19 protein-coding genes are annotated in these 16,195 nt (G+C 63.6%); 3 read left to right on the top strand and 16 right to left on the bottom strand.

Annotated elements, in window-relative coordinates; genetic code table 11:
- Positions 1 to 25 precede the first annotated feature (25 nt).
- From AC0CMF_RS15295 to trmD, 4 genes are all read right to left on the bottom strand, one after another.
- Positions 26 to 583: an HNH endonuclease gene (locus AC0CMF_RS15295; protein ID WP_050474041.1), complete on the bottom strand. Its 558-nt coding sequence runs from the start codon at positions 581 to 583 to the stop codon at positions 26 to 28.
- Positions 584 to 867: 284 nt separating this feature from the next.
- Positions 868 to 2,280, bottom strand: a complete 1,413-nt coding sequence (leuC, locus tag AC0CMF_RS15290) for a 3-isopropylmalate dehydratase large subunit (protein ID WP_374629629.1) — start codon at positions 2,278 to 2,280, stop codon at positions 868 to 870.
- A gap of 262 nt (positions 2,281 to 2,542) precedes the next feature.
- Positions 2,543 to 3,034, bottom strand: a complete 492-nt coding sequence (gene rplS, locus AC0CMF_RS15285) for a 50S ribosomal protein L19 (RefSeq protein WP_094462549.1) — start codon at positions 3,032 to 3,034, stop codon at positions 2,543 to 2,545.
- 225 nt (positions 3,035 to 3,259) lie between these two features.
- Entirely contained in the window at positions 3,260 to 3,958 is a 699-nt protein-coding gene (gene trmD, locus AC0CMF_RS15280; RefSeq protein WP_374629628.1) for a tRNA (guanosine(37)-N1)-methyltransferase TrmD, read from the bottom strand.
- Positions 3,959 to 4,203: 245 nt separating this feature from the next.
- Between trmD and AC0CMF_RS15275 the strand changes: the two genes are divergently transcribed.
- On the top strand, positions 4,204 to 4,698 hold the full coding sequence (locus tag AC0CMF_RS15275) for a VanZ family protein (protein WP_050474045.1): 495 nt from the start codon (positions 4,204 to 4,206) through the stop codon (positions 4,696 to 4,698).
- On the opposite strand, the gene rimM is transcribed toward AC0CMF_RS15275, so the two are convergent.
- From rimM to ffh, 4 genes are read right to left on the bottom strand one after another with little or no spacing between them, the layout of a single operon-like run.
- Positions 4,644 to 5,201, bottom strand: coding sequence for a ribosome maturation factor RimM (gene rimM, locus AC0CMF_RS15270; RefSeq protein WP_058898436.1), 558 nt, complete (start codon positions 5,199 to 5,201; stop codon positions 4,644 to 4,646). The genes AC0CMF_RS15275 and rimM overlap by 55 nt on opposite strands.
- Before the next feature lie 58 nt (positions 5,202 to 5,259).
- Positions 5,260 to 5,631 (bottom strand): 30S ribosomal protein S16, encoded by a 372-nt coding sequence (gene rpsP / locus AC0CMF_RS15265; protein WP_050474047.1) that lies wholly within the window; start codon positions 5,629 to 5,631, stop codon positions 5,260 to 5,262.
- 18 nt (positions 5,632 to 5,649) lie between these two features.
- Positions 5,650 to 5,988: a chorismate mutase gene (locus AC0CMF_RS15260; RefSeq protein ID WP_050474048.1), complete on the bottom strand. Its 339-nt coding sequence runs from the start codon at positions 5,986 to 5,988 to the stop codon at positions 5,650 to 5,652.
- Positions 5,985 to 7,565: a signal recognition particle protein gene (gene ffh / locus AC0CMF_RS15255; RefSeq protein ID WP_374629627.1), complete on the bottom strand. Its 1,581-nt coding sequence runs from the start codon at positions 7,563 to 7,565 to the stop codon at positions 5,985 to 5,987. Before ffh ends, AC0CMF_RS15260 begins: the two co-directional genes overlap by 4 nt.
- A gap of 366 nt (positions 7,566 to 7,931) precedes the next feature.
- Between ffh and AC0CMF_RS15250 the strand changes: the two genes are divergently transcribed.
- Positions 7,932 to 8,315 (top strand): VOC family protein, encoded by a 384-nt coding sequence (locus AC0CMF_RS15250; RefSeq protein ID WP_050474141.1) that lies wholly within the window; start codon positions 7,932 to 7,934, stop codon positions 8,313 to 8,315.
- A gap of 197 nt (positions 8,316 to 8,512) precedes the next feature.
- Positions 8,513 to 9,955 (top strand): TrkH family potassium uptake protein, encoded by a 1,443-nt coding sequence (locus tag AC0CMF_RS15245; RefSeq protein WP_050474050.1) that lies wholly within the window; start codon positions 8,513 to 8,515, stop codon positions 9,953 to 9,955.
- A gap of 21 nt (positions 9,956 to 9,976) precedes the next feature.
- Here the strand turns inward: AC0CMF_RS15245 and ureG are convergent, their stop codons facing one another.
- The 8 genes from ureG to AC0CMF_RS15205 all read right to left on the bottom strand — a co-directional run bounded on the left by ureG (position 9,977) and on the right by AC0CMF_RS15205 (position 16,026).
- On the bottom strand, positions 9,977 to 10,597 hold the full coding sequence (ureG, locus tag AC0CMF_RS15240; protein WP_094462545.1) for an urease accessory protein UreG: 621 nt from the start codon (positions 10,595 to 10,597) through the stop codon (positions 9,977 to 9,979).
- On the bottom strand, positions 10,594 to 11,307 hold the full coding sequence (locus AC0CMF_RS15235; protein ID WP_374629626.1) for an urease accessory protein UreF: 714 nt from the start codon (positions 11,305 to 11,307) through the stop codon (positions 10,594 to 10,596). The genes ureG and AC0CMF_RS15235 overlap by 4 nt, the downstream gene beginning before the upstream one ends.
- A gap of 44 nt (positions 11,308 to 11,351) precedes the next feature.
- The gene (gene ureE / locus AC0CMF_RS15230) at positions 11,352 to 11,990 is read right to left on the bottom strand and encodes an urease accessory protein UreE (protein WP_374629624.1); all 639 of its coding nucleotides are present in this window, start codon (positions 11,988 to 11,990) and stop codon (positions 11,352 to 11,354) included.
- Positions 11,987 to 12,589: a glutathione S-transferase family protein gene (locus AC0CMF_RS15225; RefSeq protein ID WP_058898440.1), complete on the bottom strand. Its 603-nt coding sequence runs from the start codon at positions 12,587 to 12,589 to the stop codon at positions 11,987 to 11,989. The genes ureE and AC0CMF_RS15225 overlap by 4 nt, the downstream gene beginning before the upstream one ends.
- Positions 12,590 to 12,643: 54 nt before the next feature.
- On the bottom strand, positions 12,644 to 14,356 hold the full coding sequence (ureC, locus tag AC0CMF_RS15220) for an urease subunit alpha (RefSeq protein ID WP_050474054.1): 1,713 nt from the start codon (positions 14,354 to 14,356) through the stop codon (positions 12,644 to 12,646).
- 64 nt (positions 14,357 to 14,420) lie between these two features.
- Positions 14,421 to 14,726: an urease subunit beta gene (locus AC0CMF_RS15215; protein ID WP_374629623.1), complete on the bottom strand. Its 306-nt coding sequence runs from the start codon at positions 14,724 to 14,726 to the stop codon at positions 14,421 to 14,423.
- A gap of 96 nt (positions 14,727 to 14,822) precedes the next feature.
- On the bottom strand, positions 14,823 to 15,125 hold the full coding sequence (locus tag AC0CMF_RS15210; protein WP_019964339.1) for an urease subunit gamma: 303 nt from the start codon (positions 15,123 to 15,125) through the stop codon (positions 14,823 to 14,825).
- Positions 15,126 to 15,156: 31 nt separating this feature from the next.
- Entirely contained in the window at positions 15,157 to 16,026 is an 870-nt protein-coding gene (locus tag AC0CMF_RS15205; protein WP_374630570.1) for an urease accessory protein UreD, read from the bottom strand.
- Between the last annotated feature and the right edge of the window lie 169 nt (positions 16,027 to 16,195).

Below are 16,195 nucleotides of genomic sequence, written 5' to 3'. Positions count from 1 at the left end.
TTGCGCAGGGATGGTTATTATCTGTTTACGGTTCCAGCTCCGTATCCCAGTACAGGAAGTCGAGCCAGCTTTCGTGCAGATAGTTTGGCGGGAAGCCGCGGCCGTTGTTGTGCAGGTCCTGGATAGAGGGCCGGAACGGCATGTGCATCGGCCACATGTCCAGCTGTTCGCAGGACTTGTTCGACTTGCGCAGATTGCAGGGTGAGCAGGCGGTGATCACGTTTTCCCAGGTGGTCTGGCCGCCGCGGCAGCGCGGGATCAGGTGATCGAAGGTCAGATCCTCGCGGGAACCGCAATACTGACACTGGAATCTGTCGCGCAGGAAAACGTTGAAACGGGTGAAGGCCGGGTGGCGCGACGGTTTGACGAAGGTCTTGAGGGAAACCACGCTGGGTAATCGGAACTCGAAACTCGGACTTCGAACCGTGGTCTCGTATTCCGACACGATGTTCACCCGGTCGAGGAACACAGCCTTGATGGTGTCCTGCCACGACCACAGCGACAGGGGGTAATAACTTAAGGGCCTGTAGTCCGCATTCAGCACCAAGGCCGGATGGGCGCCCGATGGTACGGCTATCGTCACCTTCGGCTCCTTGTCTCTCAAGGTACCGGCACCGCAGACCCGATGCCGGGTTCTACCTCTACATGCGAGACATATAGTAGTGCCGGTGTGACACTCTTGTGAAGCCTGTAAAAGCGCCGCAGTGCCGAAGATGGAGAAGCTGCCCTACTGCGCTCCATCTGACCATCAACTCTCTGAAATCAAAAAGGCTTCGCGCTTCAAGGGTAAAGCCGGGAAAGGATTTTGGCCAAAAAGAAACGGGCGCCGCAGAGGGCGCCCGTCCACATGTTTCCAGGTGAAGCGAATCAGGGCTTCTGCCACTCGCGGATATCGACGAAATGGCCCGCAATGGCTGCCGCTGCGGCCATGGCCGGGGAGACCAGATGGGTGCGGCCCTTGAAGCCCTGACGGCCTTCGAAGTTGCGGTTCGAGGTCGAGGCGCAACGCTCGCCCGGCTGCAGCTTGTCGGCGTTCATGGCAAGGCACATGGAGCAGCCCGGCTCGCGCCATTCAAAGCCGGCCGCCTTGAACACCTTGTCGAGGCCTTCGGCTTCCGCCTGTTCCTTCACGAGGCCGGACCCCGGAACGACCATGGCCTTGACGCCGTCCTTCACTTTGCCGCTGCCGATCATGGCTGCGGCTGCGCGCAGGTCCTCGATGCGGCCGTTGGTGCATGAGCCGATGAAGACGACATCGACCGGAATGTCGGTCATCTTCGTGCCCGGGGTCAGGCCCATGTATTCCAGCGCGCGCCACTTGGACTTGCGGGTGTTCTCGTCGGCGATGTCGTCCGGGTTCGGCACCACGCCGGTCACGGAGATCACGTCTTCGGGGGAGGAGCCCCAGGTGACGATCGGCGGCAGGTTGGCAGCATCGAGCTTCACCACCTTGTCGAAATGCGCACCTTCGTCGGTGTGCAGCGTCTTCCAGTAGGAAATCGCGCGCTCCAGCGCTTCGCCCTTGGGGGACTTCGGGCGGCCCTGGATATAGGCAAAGGTGGTCTCATCCGGCGCGATCAGGCCGGCACGGGCGCCGCCTTCGATCGACATGTTGCAGATGGTCATGCGGCCTTCCATGGACAGCGAGCTGATGGCTTCGCCCGCATATTCCATGACATAGCCGGTGCCGCCGGCCGTGCCGATCTCGCCGATGATGGCGAGAATGATGTCCTTGGCGGTGACGCCTTCCGGCAGCTTGCCGTCCACCTGGACGAGCATGTTCTTGGCCTTCTTCTGGATCAGCGTCTGGGTGGCCAGAACGTGTTCCACTTCGGAAGTGCCGATGCCGTGGGCCAGCGCGCCGAAAGCGCCGTGGGTGGAGGTGTGGCTGTCGCCGCAGACGATGGTCATGCCGGGCAGGGTGAAGCCCTGCTCGGGGCCGACGATGTGAACGACGCCCTGGCGGTGATCCAGCTCGCTGTAATATTCGATGCCGAATTCAGCCGCGTTGTCTGCGAGCGTCTGCACCTGAAGTGCGGATTCCGGATCATCGATGCCCTGGCTGCGGTCGGTCGTCGGCACGTTGTGATCGACGACGGCCAGCGTCTTCTCCGGACGGCGCACCTTGCGGCCCGTCATGCGCAGGCCTTCGAACGCCTGCGGGCTCGTCACTTCATGGACGAGGTGGCGGTCGATGTAGAGCAGGCAGGTGCCGTCTTCCTGGGTGTCGACCACATGGTCATCCCAGATCTTGTCGTAGAGCGTTCTCGGCTTGGTCATCGGGGTGTCTCCTGAAACCGGGCGGGGCCTTGATCCTCCGCCGTGGCGGTTCTGCCCCTTGTCCCTTGCACGGATTGGCCGTTTCCAGCCTGTTCCGGTCTTGCCTCTTCAATGCCCCGAAGCATCATGGGGGTCAATATGCTTCGCAGTCCGCCACTCTTGAGCTTTGTTCAAGTGGCGCCGCGCCGTGGGGCTTGCAAGCTGGCAAAAAGAAAGGCGGCCCGAAGACCGCCTTTCGAAAATCTGCGATGCAGCGCCGTTCTTATTCGGCGGAAGCAGCGGCAGCAGCGGCTGCAGCAGCAGCGGCCTCGGCGGCAGCAGCCTTCTCGGCAGCAGCAGCGGCCTTGGCAGCAACGACTTCAGCGCGGGCTTCTTCGTTGAGGCGCTTGGCGCGGACGTTGGTGGCCTCGACGATACGGGCCGACTTGCCGCGGCGGTCGCGCAGGTAGTAGAGCTTGGCGCGGCGGACCTTGCCGCGGCGGACGACTTCAACGCTCTCGATCATCGGCGAGCAGGCCGGGAACACGCGCTCCACGCCTTCACCGTAGGAGATCTTGCGCACGGTGAAGCTCTCGTTGATGCTGCCGCCGGAACGGGCGATGCAGACACCTTCGTAAGCCTGGGTACGGGTGCGGTTGCCTTCGGTCACCTTGACGTTGACCTTGATGGTGTCGCCCGGAGAAAATTCGGGGAGCTTGCGGACGGCTTCAACCTTTGCCTTTTCTTCCGCGTTCAGCTGTTCGATCAGGTTCATGGCATATTTCCCTTGTCAGTTTTCAAAGACAGCCAGAGCGTCCAGCCCACGTGAAGTGGAAAGGACGGGTTCACCGTCTTCGGGCCATGTTGGAGATACCCGGCTGTCCGCAGGATCGCGCAAAAGCAATGCGCGGCGCACAGAACCGGCCACAACGGCTGGCTCCTTACAGGAAGACCGCCGCCTTGTCATGCGGAATCTGGAAAAACCGGCCGAAAAGCTGCGTCAGTCCTTCGCCTGATGGGCTGCCCAGAGATCGGGCCGCCGCTCCCGCGTCAGCCGCTCGGCCTCCGCCTTGCGCCATTCGTTGATCTTGCGGTGATTGCCGGAGGTAAGCACTTCAGGAATGGTCATGCCTTCGAATTCGGCCGGCCTTGTGTAATGCGGATGCTCCAGAAGCCCCGTTTCGAAGCTTTCGGTTTCGCCGCTCTCCTGATTGCCCATCACGCCCGGCAAAAGCCGCACGATGGCATCCAGCACGGTGATGGCGGCAATTTCGCCGCCGGAGAGGATGTAGTCGCCGATGGACACTTCCTCGAGCTGGCGCGCGTCGATCACCCGCTGATCAATGCCCTCGAACCGGCCGCAGATGATGATGGCGCCCGGACCGCCTGCCAGCTCCCGCACCCTGTCTTGCGTCAGCGGCTTGCCACGCGGGCTCATCAGCAGGCGCGGGCGGGTGTCGCCGGGCAGGGTGGCGGCGTCGATGGCTGCGGCCAGAATGTCCGCCCGCAGCACCATGCCGGCCCCGCCGCCGGCCGGCGTGTCATCGACGGAGCGGTGCTTGTCCGTGGCGTGATCGCGGATCTGCCGGGCTTCCAGCGACCAGGTGCCCTCCTTCAGCGCCCGTCCCGACAGGCTGACGCCGAGCGGGCCGGGAAACATCTCCGGGTAAAGGGTCAGCACGGTCGCGGCAAAGCTCATCGCGGTTTCCTGTTCTGCGGGGCGCAATTCCTGCGGCTGCTATGCGATGAAACGCCCGGCTTTGCAACGCAAACGGATCTTGCGGTGCATAGGCAGGGGCAGCCGGGCTGTCATGGCCGGAAAAAGATCAAGTTGTCTGCATCCGGGAAGGGGTCGTCAACCATGCCCGCAGGTTTGTGCCGGCGGGCAAGCCGGCCTTAACACCTGCCGCCCGAGACTGGGGTCCTCAAGACCGGAGTTGACCCTTGCCCCGCATCCGTTTCGCCCTGCCGCATGTCATTGCCTATTATGTGGACCGGGACTACATCGACATTTCGCTCAGCCGCGTGCTGCCTCTGGCGGCCTTGTGCCTGTTCGGACTGCTGACCGGGGTGATCTTCAATCATGGCCTGCAGCACCCTTATGACAAGATGCTGCATGTCGGATTCTTCGGCTTGCTGACGCTTTCGATCCACGCCTTCTTCTGCTGCCGGCTGCGGATTTCGGCAATCTCATCGCTGGCGCTGGGCTTCACTGGCGAATGGGTGCAGATGTTCATTCCCGGCCGCGATGCATCGCTGCTGGACGCGGTGGCCAATGGGACCGGCGTAGTGCTGGTCGTTGCCGCCATCGCCCTGTGGCGGATGGAAAGCCGGAAGATCGACGCAGAAGGGCAAACGGGTGAAACGGCAGACTTCGGAGAGCTTCAGCCCATCCGGTTGTCATCATCCCCGTCATCGCGCGGTGTCTCGGACAGGTAACCGTCCGGAATGGCGGTAACGATCCGGCGATCGGCCATGCTGATTTCAGGCACGAAATCCCGCGTGAAGGGAATGTAGAAGGAACGGCCTCTGGCAGGGCGCAGTTCCAGAAGGTCACCGGCACCGAAATTCTGAACCATCACCACCTTGCCGACGGGGTTTCCGTCCGCATCCACGGCATCCATGCCGATCAGGTCCGAATGGTAGAACTCGTCTTCTTCCGTCTCGGGCAGACGGTCGCGCGGGATGTAGAGTTCCAGCCCGTTGAGGGCTTCGGCCGCGTTGCGGTCGCCGATCTCCTTGAATTTGGTGACGACGACGGTTTTCTGCACGCGGGCTTTGGAAACGGTGAAGCGGCGCGAGCCGTCGGCGGTTTCCAGAACGCCATAATCCGTGAAGGAGAGCGGGTCATCGCCAAAGGGCTTGACCCGCACTTCCCCGCGAATGCCGTGGGCAGCACCAATCACGGCCATCAGAACCTTGTTTTCAGGAGCTTTCGTCATTGCCGGGCTTCCTGTGTCCCAAGGCTGATGTCACGCATGGCGCTGCCCGCAGTTTGCATTACTCGGAAGCTTCAGCCGCAGCAGCAGCTGCTTCTTCGGCCTTCTTCTTGGCAGCGGCAACCTTCTCGGCAGCCTTCTTGCCCATCTCGGCCTTCTTCGGGTTGCTGCGGGCTTCGCGCTTCATGAGGCCGGCTTCGTCCAGGAAGCGGGCGACGCGGTCGGTCGGCGTTGCGCCATTGGCGAGCCAGTGCTTGACGCGGTCGATGTCGAGCACGACGCGCTCTGCGGAATCCTTGGCAACCATCGGGTTGTAGGAGCCGACCTTCTCGATGAAGCGGCCGTCACGCGGAGCGCGGACGTCAGCAACGACGATGCGGTAGTAAGGACGCTTCTTGGCGCCACCACGGGCGAGGCGGATTTTCGTAGCCATTTGAGTTTCTCCAGTTGTTCAGTTGCCGTTCGAGGCGGCAATGGCTTCGTGATGCCGGATGACTTCCTTGACGATGAACGCCAGGAATTTCTCGGCAAAGTCAGGATCGAGATTGGCATCGGCAGCAAGGCGCCGCAGCCGCTCGATCTGAATCTGTTCGCGCGCCGGATCAGCGGCCGGCAGCGCATGAGTGGCCTTGAGATGGCCCACCTTCTGGGTGCACTTGAAGCGCTCGGCCAGCATGTGGATCAGCGCGGCATCGATATTGTCGATCGAGGCGCGCAGGGCGCGCAGCTCGGTCATGGCGGGGCTTTCGCCGAGCAGGGCGGCGGCGGCGGTCTTGTTCTGATCGGTCATCGCTTCTTGCCCTTTCCTCCAAGGCCGGGGAAACCGCCCATGCCGCCGAGGCCACCCAGGCCCGGCAGCTTCGGCAGGCCGCCGAGGCCGCCCATGCCGGGAGGCAGTCCGCCCGGCATACCGCCTGCGCCGCCATCGGGCAGGCCCTTCAGCAGGTCACCGGCGCCGGGGATCTTGCCGCTCTTGGCCAGTTCTTCCAGCTGCTTGGGATCGATATTGGGCATGCCACCGGCCATACTGCCACCGAGGGCGCCCATCATCTTGCCGAGCATGCCCTTGTTCTTGCCCATCATTTTCATGACGTCGGCCATCTGGCGGTGCATTTTCAGCAGCTTGTTGACCTCGGAGACATCCACGCCCGAACCAGAGGCAATGCGCTTCTTGCGGCTGGCCTTGAGGATGTCGGGCTTGCGCCGCTCCACCGGGGTCATCGACTGGATGATGGCGATCTGGCGCTTGAACATGCGCTCGTCGATATTCGCCGCATCCATCTGCTTCTTGAACTTCGAGATGCCCGGCAGCATGCTCATCATGCCGGACATGCCGCCAAGCTTTTCCATCTGTTTCAGCTGGTCGGCCAGATCTTCCAGATCGAAATTGCCCTTCTGGAGCTTGGCCGCCATCTTCGCGGCCTTTTCCGCGTCGATGGCTTCGGCAGCCTTCTCAACCAGCGAGACAATGTCGCCCATGCCGAGAATGCGGTCGGCGATGCGGCGGGGATGGAAATCCTCCAGGGCGTCGGACTTTTCGCCCGTGCCGATCAGCTTCACCGGCTTGCCGGTGACGGCGCGCATGGACAGGGCCGCACCGCCGCGGCCATCGCCGTCCATACGGGTCAGCACGATGCCGGTGATGCCGACGCGCTCGTCAAAGCTGGTGGCAAGGTTCACCGCATCCTGACCGGTGAGGGAGTCTGCGACCAGCAGGATTTCATGCGGATTGGCGGCGGCCTTGACCTCGGCCATCTCCAGCATCAGCGATTCATCGATGTGAATGCGGCCGGCGGTGTCGAGCATGACCACGTCATAGCCGCCGAGGCGCGCGGCCTGAATGGCGCGGCGGGCGATCTCGACCGGACCCTGACCGGCGACGATCGGCAGCGTATCGACGCTGTTCTGCTCGCCAAGAACCTTCAGCTGCTCCTGCGCCGCCGGGCGGCGGGTGTCGAGCGAGGCCATCAGCACCTTGCGCTTGTCGCGCTGGGTCAGGCGGCGGGCGATCTTGGCGGTGGTGGTCGTCTTGCCCGAGCCCTGCAGACCGACCATCATGATGGCGACGGGTGCGGGGGCGTTGATGTCGATCGGATCGGCGTCGGAGCCGAGCATCTCCACGAGCTGGTCGTGGACGATCTTGATGACCATCTGGCCCGGGGTGATCGACTTGACCACATCGGCGCCGACGGCACGGCTGCGCACCTTGTCGGTGAAGGAGCGGACCACGGGAAGGGCAACGTCGGCCTCGATCAGCGCGCGGCGGACCTCACGCATGGCCTCGTTGACATCGGCCTCCGACAGCGCACCACGGCCGGTGAGCTTGTCGAGAATGCCACTGAGGCGCTCCGACAGACTTTCAAACATGGCGCTCGTCCTTTCGTGTTGCGGTCCGGCCCCCGGCGTTTGTGCCGGTGCCCCTCCATCTAAGATGCCGCCGTTCCGATCTCCAGCCTTGAGCCAAGGAAACCTTGCGCAAAGCAGTTTGACACCCGGGGGCGCATCGCGCTGCCGGGTGTTGACCTCCGGGCGCTCTTTATACCTTTGCGGGTCCCGGTCGGCTGATCATGTCTGGCGTCACTTTCGTGAAGTGCGCCGGACATACAGCGGAAACGGCAAGCGAGTCAAGGAATGCCGGGCACCGGCGCGAATTTCAAAGCCCCCAGGACTTAATGTTCTTTATTTGTTCCTGTTTGAGGCGTAAGGTCCGGAGGGTTTCAAATGGAGGCGATCATGAATTTCTACATCACTCTCGGCACGCGTGATCTGGCGGCGTCCGTCGCCTTTTATGATGCGGTGCTGGCAACGGTTGGCTGGGCCTCCCATGCGCAGTTTCCCGGCTGGCAGGGATATTCGAAGGATGGCAAGGGCGAAGGGGTCACCGTGTGGATCTGCGAGCCCTTCAACGGTGAACCGGCTTCGGCCGGCAATGGCACGATGGCCGCTTTTCCCGCAGCCTCGCCGCAGGAGGTCGATGCCTTTTATGCCGCTGCCATGGCGCATGGCGGTGTGGATGAGGGGGCTGCCGGTCCGCGGCCGCATTACGGGCCTGACTGGTATGCAGCCTATCTGCGCGATCCCTCCGGCAACAAGATTGCCGCCGTATTCAACGGCTGAGGCAGGGGGCTCGCCGGCCGGCACACCGGTCTCCGCACAGGTCTTGCGGCGGGCAAGGCTTGAAATCGCCGCCGGAACAGGGAACATGCGCGTCAGGCACGGGGAAGGGCACAGCTTCCCCTGCCGGTCCGCTGGCCTGTCCGGCCAGTCATCGGGGCCTGCCATGGTCCGTGATGACGGCCGGCGAAAGAGACACGATGGATTTTCGCGCTGTAATCCTGCCGATTGGCCGACTGCTGATCATCGTTGCCCTGTTCATGATCCTGCCCGCGATTGCCGATCTGATCGAAGGCAATCCGGACTGGATCGTCTTTGCGACCTCGGCCACCATTCTGGTGTGCATCGGTGCATTGATCTCGGCGGCGCTCGACCGGCAGGAGTTCAAGTTCCGGCCGCGCGAAACCTTCATTTTTGTCAATGCTGCCTGGCTTGCCTTCAGCTTTGCCGGGGCCATCCCGCTCTATGCCAGCGGCATTGGCCTGACCATGGCAGAGGCGTTCTTTGAAGCAGCCTCAGGCCTGACGACGACCGGTTCCACGGTCATCACCGGCCTTGACAACATGCCGCCCGGCATCCTGCTCTGGCGCGGCCTGCTGCAATGGATCGGCGGTATCGGCATCGTCGTGATCGGCATCTGGCTGCTGCCGGGTCTCAGGGTTGGTGGCTCACAGCTCTTCGCCATCGAATCATCGGAAAAGACCAGCAAGCCCTATGGCCGGATCGAGCCCTTCATTCTCCGGCTGCTGTCACTCTATCTTCTGCTGACCGTCTTTTGCGGGCTGCTCTATTATCTTGCCGGCATGTCGGCCTTCAACGCGCTGAACCATGCGCTGACAACCGTGGCGACGGGCGGGTTTTCGACGTCTGACAGTTCCATCGCCCAATTCGACAGTCTGGCAATTCTCTGGATCGCCATTGTCTTCATGACCCTGTCGAGCCTGCCGTTTCTCTATCTGATCAAGCTTGCCGAGCGGCGCGAGTCGCCCCATCCCCAGCAGGTGCGCTTCTTTCTTCTGCTGATCCTGGTGGTGAGCTTTGTCCTCTTTGTCGCGGTCCGCGACCGGGTCGACGCTGAGCCCTTTGCGCTTTTCACCCATGCCATGTTCAACGTCGTCTCTGTGGTCACCACCACGGGCTATGCCAGCACCGACTATCTGCTGTGGGGCAATTTCGCCATCGTGCTGTTCTTCCTGCTGACCTTTGTCGGCGGCTGCTCCGGCTCCACCTCGGGCGGGTTCAAGATCTTCCGCATCCAGATCCTGCTCAGCTCGATCCGCGCCCTGCTGAAACGCGCGGTGCATCCGCACCGCATCATCGAGCCGCGGTTTTCCGGTGCGCCGGTCAGTCCCAGCGTCATGGAAGGCGTCTTCGTCTTTTCCATTCTCTATGCGGGCACATTCGGTGTCTTCGCGGTCATTTACGCCATGATCGGCCTCGACCTTGAAACCGCCATCAGCGCTTCGATCACGGCGCAGGCAAATGTGGGCCCCGGCATCGGGCCGCTGATCGGCCCGGCGGGAACCTTCAGCCAGCTGCCCGACAGTGCCAAATGGCTGCTCGGCTTCCAGATGATCCTGGGCCGGCTGGAGCTCATCGGCGGGCTGCTGGTGTTCAGCCCGGATTTCTGGCGCGAGACCTGATCCCACGCCAGCCGGGGGATGTCAGGCTTGCGGCAATCCGCCGGCGCGGATGATGAATTCCGCCACCTCGGTCATGCCCTTGCCGGTCTTGGCATTGGCAAAGACGAAGGGCCGCGTCTTGCGCATGCGGGCGGCATCGCGCTCCAGCACCTCAAGGCTCACCTCCACATGAGGCGCCAGCTCGGTCTTGTTGATGATGAGCAGGTCCGAGCGGGTGATGCCCGGCCCGCCCTTGCGGGGAATGTCCTCACCGGCGGCCACATCGATCACGTAGAGCGTCAGGTCGGCCAGTTCCGGCGAAAAGGTGGCGGCCAGATTGTCACCGCCGGACTCGATCAGGATCAGGTCGAGATCGGGAAAGGCGCGGGTGAGGTCCTGCACGGCGGCGAGGTTGATGGACGCATCCTCGCGGATGGCCGTATGCGGGCAGCCGCCGGTCTCGACGCCGCGGATGCGTTCGCTCGGCAGCGCCTGCGCCCGCATCAGCGCCTCGGCATCCTCGCTGGTGTAGATGTCGTTGGTGATGACGGCGATGGAATAGCGCTCGCGCAGGGCCTTGCAGAGCTGGCCGGTGATCGTTGTCTTGCCGGCGCCGACAGGGCCGCCGATGCCGACGCGCAAGGGTCCGTTGGGAGAAGTCATGTGCGGAACAGCCTTGTGTACTGGGTTTCGTGACGCATGGACGCAATGTCCGCGATGAAGGTGCAGCTGCCAAGCCCCTCGATCCCGCTGGCGGCGGCGGTCTGCGCCGTCTCCAGCACTTCGGGCATCAGCCCCGCCAGCACCCGCTGGCCATCGGTCTGGCCAAGGGGCACGGCGCGTACCGCAGCCGAAATGATGTTGGCGGCAAAGGCATGGAGATAGGCGGCAAGGCCCGCGTCCAGCGGCACGCCGGTTGCGGCGAGCGCAAGCCCGGCGGCAACCGGATAGGGCCATGGTTCCGCCGTTACACCGTCTTTTGCCAGATCCTGGAACAGGGTTGCGGCCGGGGCAGCGTCTGGCTGGCCGTCGTCCCAGGCATTGCGGACAGTTGCCAGAAAGGCGGTGCCTTGCGCGCTTGTCTCCACATACCGCTCGCGCGAGGGGCAGAGGGCCAGGCCAAGGGCGGCCAGTTCGCGCAGGTGAGCCGCATCTCCTGCCATGGCTGCGCGCCAGCTCTCCGCCAGCAGGATGCCATCCGTCCGGCCAGAACCGTGGCGCAGAATGCTGCAAAGCCAGAGGCGCAGGCTTGCGGCATCCTTCACGTCGCCATCCTCGATCACCTGTTCCAGCCCGTGGCTGTAGGTGAAGGCCCCGACCGGAAAGGCCGGCGAGAAGAAGGCCTGCAGCCGGTAAAGCTCTGCCAGCCCCATCGCCGGCAGGGGTGTTTCACATGAATCAGGGTGGACTTCAGCGCTCAACGGCCGTGCCCGCCACCGGAAGGGTGATCATGCTCATGAGAATGCGAGTGGTCATGAGCATGACTGTGCGAGTGCGCATGAGAATGACTGTGTGAGTGGCTGTGACTGTGCGAATGCTCATGCCCGTCATGAGAGTGCCCGCCATGCCCATGGCCGTGCCCATGATCATGACTATGATCATGCCCGTGCGTGCGGCCCTGGCCATAGGCGCCGCCTTCCGGGTCGAAGGGCGCCATCGCGTGGGTGAGGGTGCCGCCAAGGCGGACCACCATGTCCTCGATCACATGGTCATGCAGGATGCGCAAGGTCCCGTCCATCAGCTGTGTCGGCAGGTGGCGGTTGCCCAGATGCCAGGCGATCCGCATCAACGCGGCCGGTGACGGCGCGGTGATGTCGGTCACAGCCTCCGGCGCCGCCTGAACCTTGATGATCCGGCCATCCTCCAGCTGCAGCCCGTCGCCATGGCGCAGCCAGACGGCCTCGGGAAGGTCCAGCAGGAAACTGGTGCCGCCATCCGTTGTCAGCAGCGCCCGGCGCCGGTGCCGGTCTTCGCCGCCCAGGGTGATGCTGTCCAGCGACCAGTCCGGCCATGTCCCGGCCGGCCGGACGAGACCTGCGCGCAAGGGTGTGCTCATATGAGGGTCTCCGAGATGCGTTTACCCATGGCGAGATAGGCCGGTCGTTCCCGTAGCCGCCTGAAATAGTCGTAGAGCGGGCCGTCTTTCGGTACAGGGAACTTGAACATAGCCCCCCAGCTGCCGCAGTGGCCAAGGATGAGGTCCGGCACGGTGAAAGCGTCGCCCATCACGTAGGGCTTGTCGCCCAGCCGTTTGGTCAGGGTGCCCAGTGCTCGGGCAAATTCCTTGCGGCTGATCTCCACCATCTGCGGCGCGCAGTTGTCATAGATCTTATTTTGCTTGGCCGCCGTCCAGAGCGCGCCTTCGATCTCGTCGACGCAGAACTGTGTGAAGCTGTCCTGGATGGCGCGACTCACGGTTCCGGCCGCAAACGTGCATGCTCCGTGCTTGTCGGCGAGATACTGGATGATGGCGACGCTGTCGGTTAGCACCGCGTCGCCGTCCAACAGAACGGGAATCTTGCCGCCCGGGTTGAGGGCCAGAACCTCCGGACTGTGCGGTGCGGCCGGCACGATGTCGTAAGGCTGACCCAGTTCCTCCAGCATCCAGTAGATTCGGACTGCGCGGCTGCGCGGACTGCCAATGACCTTGTACATGATGTCCCTGTGTTTCCCTGTGCGCCGGCAAATTTAGCCGGTGTCGGCGCTACCCTAGAACAGGAAATAGCGCTGAGCCATGGGCAGAACCTCCGCCGGTTCGCAGGTCAGCAGCTCGCCATCCGCCCGCACTTCATAGGTTTCTGGATGCACCTCCACATGGGGCAGGGCGCTGTTGTGGATCATGGAGCGCTTGGAAATGCCGCCGCGCGTGTTCTTCACCGGCAGGACAAGGCTGTCCAGCTCAAGCCGGTCCTTGATGCCATGGTCATGGGCAGCCTTCGAGACGAAGGTGACGCGGCTTGCCGTCATCGCCTTGCCGAAGGCGCCGAACATGGGCCGGTAATGCACCGGCTGCGGCGTCGGGATCGAGGCGTTGGGATCGCCCATGGGCGCTGCGGCAATGGTGCCGAGCTTCAGGATCATGTCGGGCTTCACGCCGAAGAAGGCAGGCGACCAGAGCACGAGATCGGCCAGTTTGCCCACCTCGACCGAGCCGATATGCTCGTCCAGCCCGTGGGCGATAGCCGGGTTGATCGTCACCTTGGCGATGTAGCGCTTGACGCGCATGTTGTCGTTCTCGCCGGTCTCCTCGGGCAGGCGGCCGCGCTGCACCCGCATCTTGTGTGCGGTCTGGAAGGTGCGGATCAGGATCTCGCCGACGCGGCCCATGGCCTGGCTGTCGGAGGAGATGATCGACATGGCGCCCATGTCATGCAGGATATCCTCTGCCGCAATGGTCTCGCGGCGGATGCGGCTCTCGGCAAAGGCCACGTCCTCGGGGATCGACGGATCGAGGTGGTGGCAAACCATCAGCATGTCGAGATGCTCGTCGATGGTGTTCTTCGTATAGGGCCGGGTCGGGTTGGTGGAGGAGGGAATGACATTGGCCTCGCCCACCACCTTGATGATGTCCGGCGCATGGCCGCCGCCCGCGCCTTCCGTGTGGAAGGCATGGATGGTGCGGCCCTTGAAGGCGGCCTTGGTGTTCTCGACAAAACCGCTTTCGTTCAGCGTATCCGTATGGATCATCACCTGCACATCATACTCGTCCGCCACGGAGAGGCAGGTGTCGATGGCCGCCGGTGTCGTGCCCCAGTCCTCGTGCAGCTTGAGAGCGCAGGCTCCTGCCAGGATTTGCTCTTCGAGAGCGGCCGGAAGCGAGGCATTGCCCTTGCCGGCAAAGGCGAGGTTCATCGGGAAACTGTCGGCCGCCTGCAGCATACGCGCCAGATGCCAGGGCCCGGGGGTGCAGGTGGTGGCGTTGGTGCCGGTGGCCGGTCCCGTACCGCCGCCCAGCATGGTGGTCACGCCGGACATCAGCGCCTCGTCGATCTGCTGCGGGCAGATGTAGTGGATGTGAACGTCCAGAGCTCCTGCCGTGAGGATGCGGCCTTCGCCGGCAATCACTTCCGTTCCCGGCCCGACGATGATGGTGACGCCCGGCTGCACATCCGGGTTGCCGGCCTTGCCGATGCCGGAGATCCGCCCGTCCTTCAGGCCCACGTCGGCTTTCACGATGCCCCAGTGGTCGATGATCAGCACATTGGTGATCACCGTATCCACCGCCCCGGCAGAGCGGGGATGCTGCGACTGGCCCATGCCGTCACGGATCACCTTGCCGCCGCCGAACTTCACTTCCTCGCCATAGATGGTGAAGTCCTTCTCCACCTCGATGATCAGATCCGTGTCGGCCAGACGCAGCCGGTCGCCGGTGGTGGGGCCGAACATGTCCGCATAGGCGGCGCGGGGCATCTTGAAGGACATGGGAGAACCTCGAAAATCACGTGTGAAAACAGGACGTCATGGACAGGCGCAGCGTTTCGGGCTGTCAGAGCGGTCCCATGACCTTCTGGTTGAAACCATAGACCGTGCGGTCCCCGGTAAAGGGCACCAGCCGCACCTTGCGGGTCTGCCCCGGTTCGAACCGCACGGCGGTGCCGGCCGGAATGTCCAGCCGCTGGCCGCGTGCCGCCTCCCGGTCAAAGGCGAGTGCCGGATTGGTTTCGGCAAAATGATAGTGGCTGCCGACCTGCACGGGCCGGTCGCCGGTGTTGGCGACTTCCAGATCGGTCACCGGCGCCCCGGCATTCAGCTCGATCTCGCCATCAGCGGGAAAAATCTCTCCAGGGATCATCGTTTTATCTCCTTGTGCCTGAAGCGTGATGGCAAGGTGTTGCCATGCAGCCCTGTGCTTCCGTCACCGTGCGGAAAAAAGCCTGTTCATGCTGCCTTAGCGGATCGGCTGGTGGACGGTGACGAGCTTGGTGCCATCGGGGAAGGTGGCTTCCACCTGCACGTCATGGATCATTTCGGCAATACCCGGCATCACCTGGTCGCGGGTGAGAACATGGGCGCCGGCTTCCATCAGCTCGGCCACGGTGCGTCCGTCGCGGGCGCCTTCCACGACGAAATCGCTGATGAGGGCAATGGCTTCGGGATGGTTCAGCTTCACGCCTCGCTCCAGCCGCCGCCGGGCCACCATGGCGGCCATGGAAATCAGCAGCTTGTCCTTTTCGCGCGGGGTCAGGTTCACGTGGGTCCTCCGTTATGTGGCCCTGGTCTGCTCAGCAGGACCAGAGGCGGGGCAGGGGGGCCTGCCGGCAGGTTTCAAGAAAGGTGATGAGACCATCGCGCAGGCTGCGGCTGTCGGCGCTGACGAAGCGGGCCACGAGCTGGCCGTTCCAGGCGCTGACACCGCCGCGCAAGGGGCCGCCCTCGGGGGTGATCTGTTCCAGACAGCGGCGCGCGCGGGCAAGGCCGCTTTCTGCGTCCGGTCCGCTGTCGATGAAGGTGGCAAAGGCGCAGCCGCCTGCAGCGGTGGCGAGGCCGTCCAGCATCTGCGTGTCCGGTCCGATGGCGAGATTGTCGGCAAAGGTGATCCGCCCATTGCGCCAGATGCGCCACTGGTCGCGGAAGGAAAGGGTCTTCACGCTCTCGCCCATCGCCTTGCGGCCAAGCACCACCATCTCAAGGCCGGTGAAGCGGGCCGAGCCTTCAAGCCGCACATCCATCTTGCGGGAGAGGGCGCTGGCCTCGAAGAGGATCAGTTCCTGCGGCAGCCATTCCAGATGGGCGCCGTCTTCTGCGGACAGGCTGTTCAGCACTTCGCCCGTGCCGCCGGAGCTGCGGTAGGCGCGCTCGGCGGTCTGGGAGGTGAGGATGGCGCGGGTTCCTGCGGCCAGGTGCCCGGTGTAACTGAGACGGTCGCCGCCGGTGATGCCGCCCGAGGTGTTCAGCAGCACGGCCAGCGGCACGCTGTCGTAAACCTTCGGCAGGCGGATCTTGGCGGAGCCCGATTGATAAAGCCCATCCAGGCGGGTCTGGCCATCACGCAGGGCAAAGGAGACGCGCGCCGTGCCACGGGCACGCTGCATCGCGGGCAGGGAAATCCCGCTGCCTGCTCCGCCGCCTTCGATGCCCGTTTCCGCCCGCATGCTGACCGTTTTCTCCATCCCCGCGCCCTTCGGGGCATTGTCTGATCTTGTGCCGGGAGCGCGGTCTTGCGCAAGGGTGCTCCCGGAAGCCGGTTCCGGCCCCGAAGGGAGACACTAGCAAAGCCGGGGCCATGTGCCTGCGCCTTGTGCGCCCGTGCCTGTGATGTTT

The sequence above is a fragment of the Pannonibacter sp. CBAS1226 genome (assembly GCF_055685825.1).
This window is presented reverse-complemented; position numbering and strand designations above follow the sequence as displayed.

Bases quoted from the DNA above. Each gene is read 5' to 3' on its own strand.
- leuC (WP_374629629.1), bottom strand. From the start codon at position 2,280: ATGACCAAGCCGAGAACGCTCTACGACAAGATCTGGGATGACCATGTG.
- rplS (WP_094462549.1), bottom strand. From the start codon at position 3,034: ATGAACCTGATCGAACAGCTGAACGCGGAAGAAAAGGCAAAGGTTGAA.
- trmD (WP_374629628.1), bottom strand. From the start codon at position 3,958: ATGAGCTTTGCCGCGACCGTGCTGACCCTTTACCCGGAGATGTTTCCC.
- rimM (WP_058898436.1), bottom strand. From the start codon at position 5,201: ATGACGAAAGCTCCTGAAAACAAGGTTCTGATGGCCGTGATTGGTGCT.
- rpsP (WP_050474047.1), bottom strand. From the start codon at position 5,631: ATGGCTACGAAAATCCGCCTCGCCCGTGGTGGCGCCAAGAAGCGTCCT.
- AC0CMF_RS15260 (WP_050474048.1), bottom strand. From the start codon at position 5,988: ATGACCGATCAGAACAAGACCGCCGCCGCCGCCCTGCTCGGCGAAAGC.
- ffh (WP_374629627.1), bottom strand. From the start codon at position 7,565: ATGTTTGAAAGTCTGTCGGAGCGCCTCAGTGGCATTCTCGACAAGCTC.
- AC0CMF_RS15250 (WP_050474141.1), top strand. From the start codon at position 7,932: ATGAATTTCTACATCACTCTCGGCACGCGTGATCTGGCGGCGTCCGTC.
- AC0CMF_RS15245 (WP_050474050.1), top strand. From the start codon at position 8,513: ATGGATTTTCGCGCTGTAATCCTGCCGATTGGCCGACTGCTGATCATC.
- ureG (WP_094462545.1), bottom strand. From the start codon at position 10,597: ATGACTTCTCCCAACGGACCCTTGCGCGTCGGCATCGGCGGCCCTGTC.
- AC0CMF_RS15235 (WP_374629626.1), bottom strand. From the start codon at position 11,307: ATGGGGCTGGCAGAGCTTTACCGGCTGCAGGCCTTCTTCTCGCCGGCC.
- ureE (WP_374629624.1), bottom strand. From the start codon at position 11,990: ATGAGCACACCCTTGCGCGCAGGTCTCGTCCGGCCGGCCGGGACATGG.
- AC0CMF_RS15225 (WP_058898440.1), bottom strand. From the start codon at position 12,589: ATGTACAAGGTCATTGGCAGTCCGCGCAGCCGCGCAGTCCGAATCTAC.
- ureC (WP_050474054.1), bottom strand. From the start codon at position 14,356: ATGTCCTTCAAGATGCCCCGCGCCGCCTATGCGGACATGTTCGGCCCC.
- AC0CMF_RS15215 (WP_374629623.1), bottom strand. From the start codon at position 14,726: ATGATCCCTGGAGAGATTTTTCCCGCTGATGGCGAGATCGAGCTGAAT.
- AC0CMF_RS15205 (WP_374630570.1), bottom strand. From the start codon at position 16,026: ATGCGGGCGGAAACGGGCATCGAAGGCGGCGGAGCAGGCAGCGGGATT.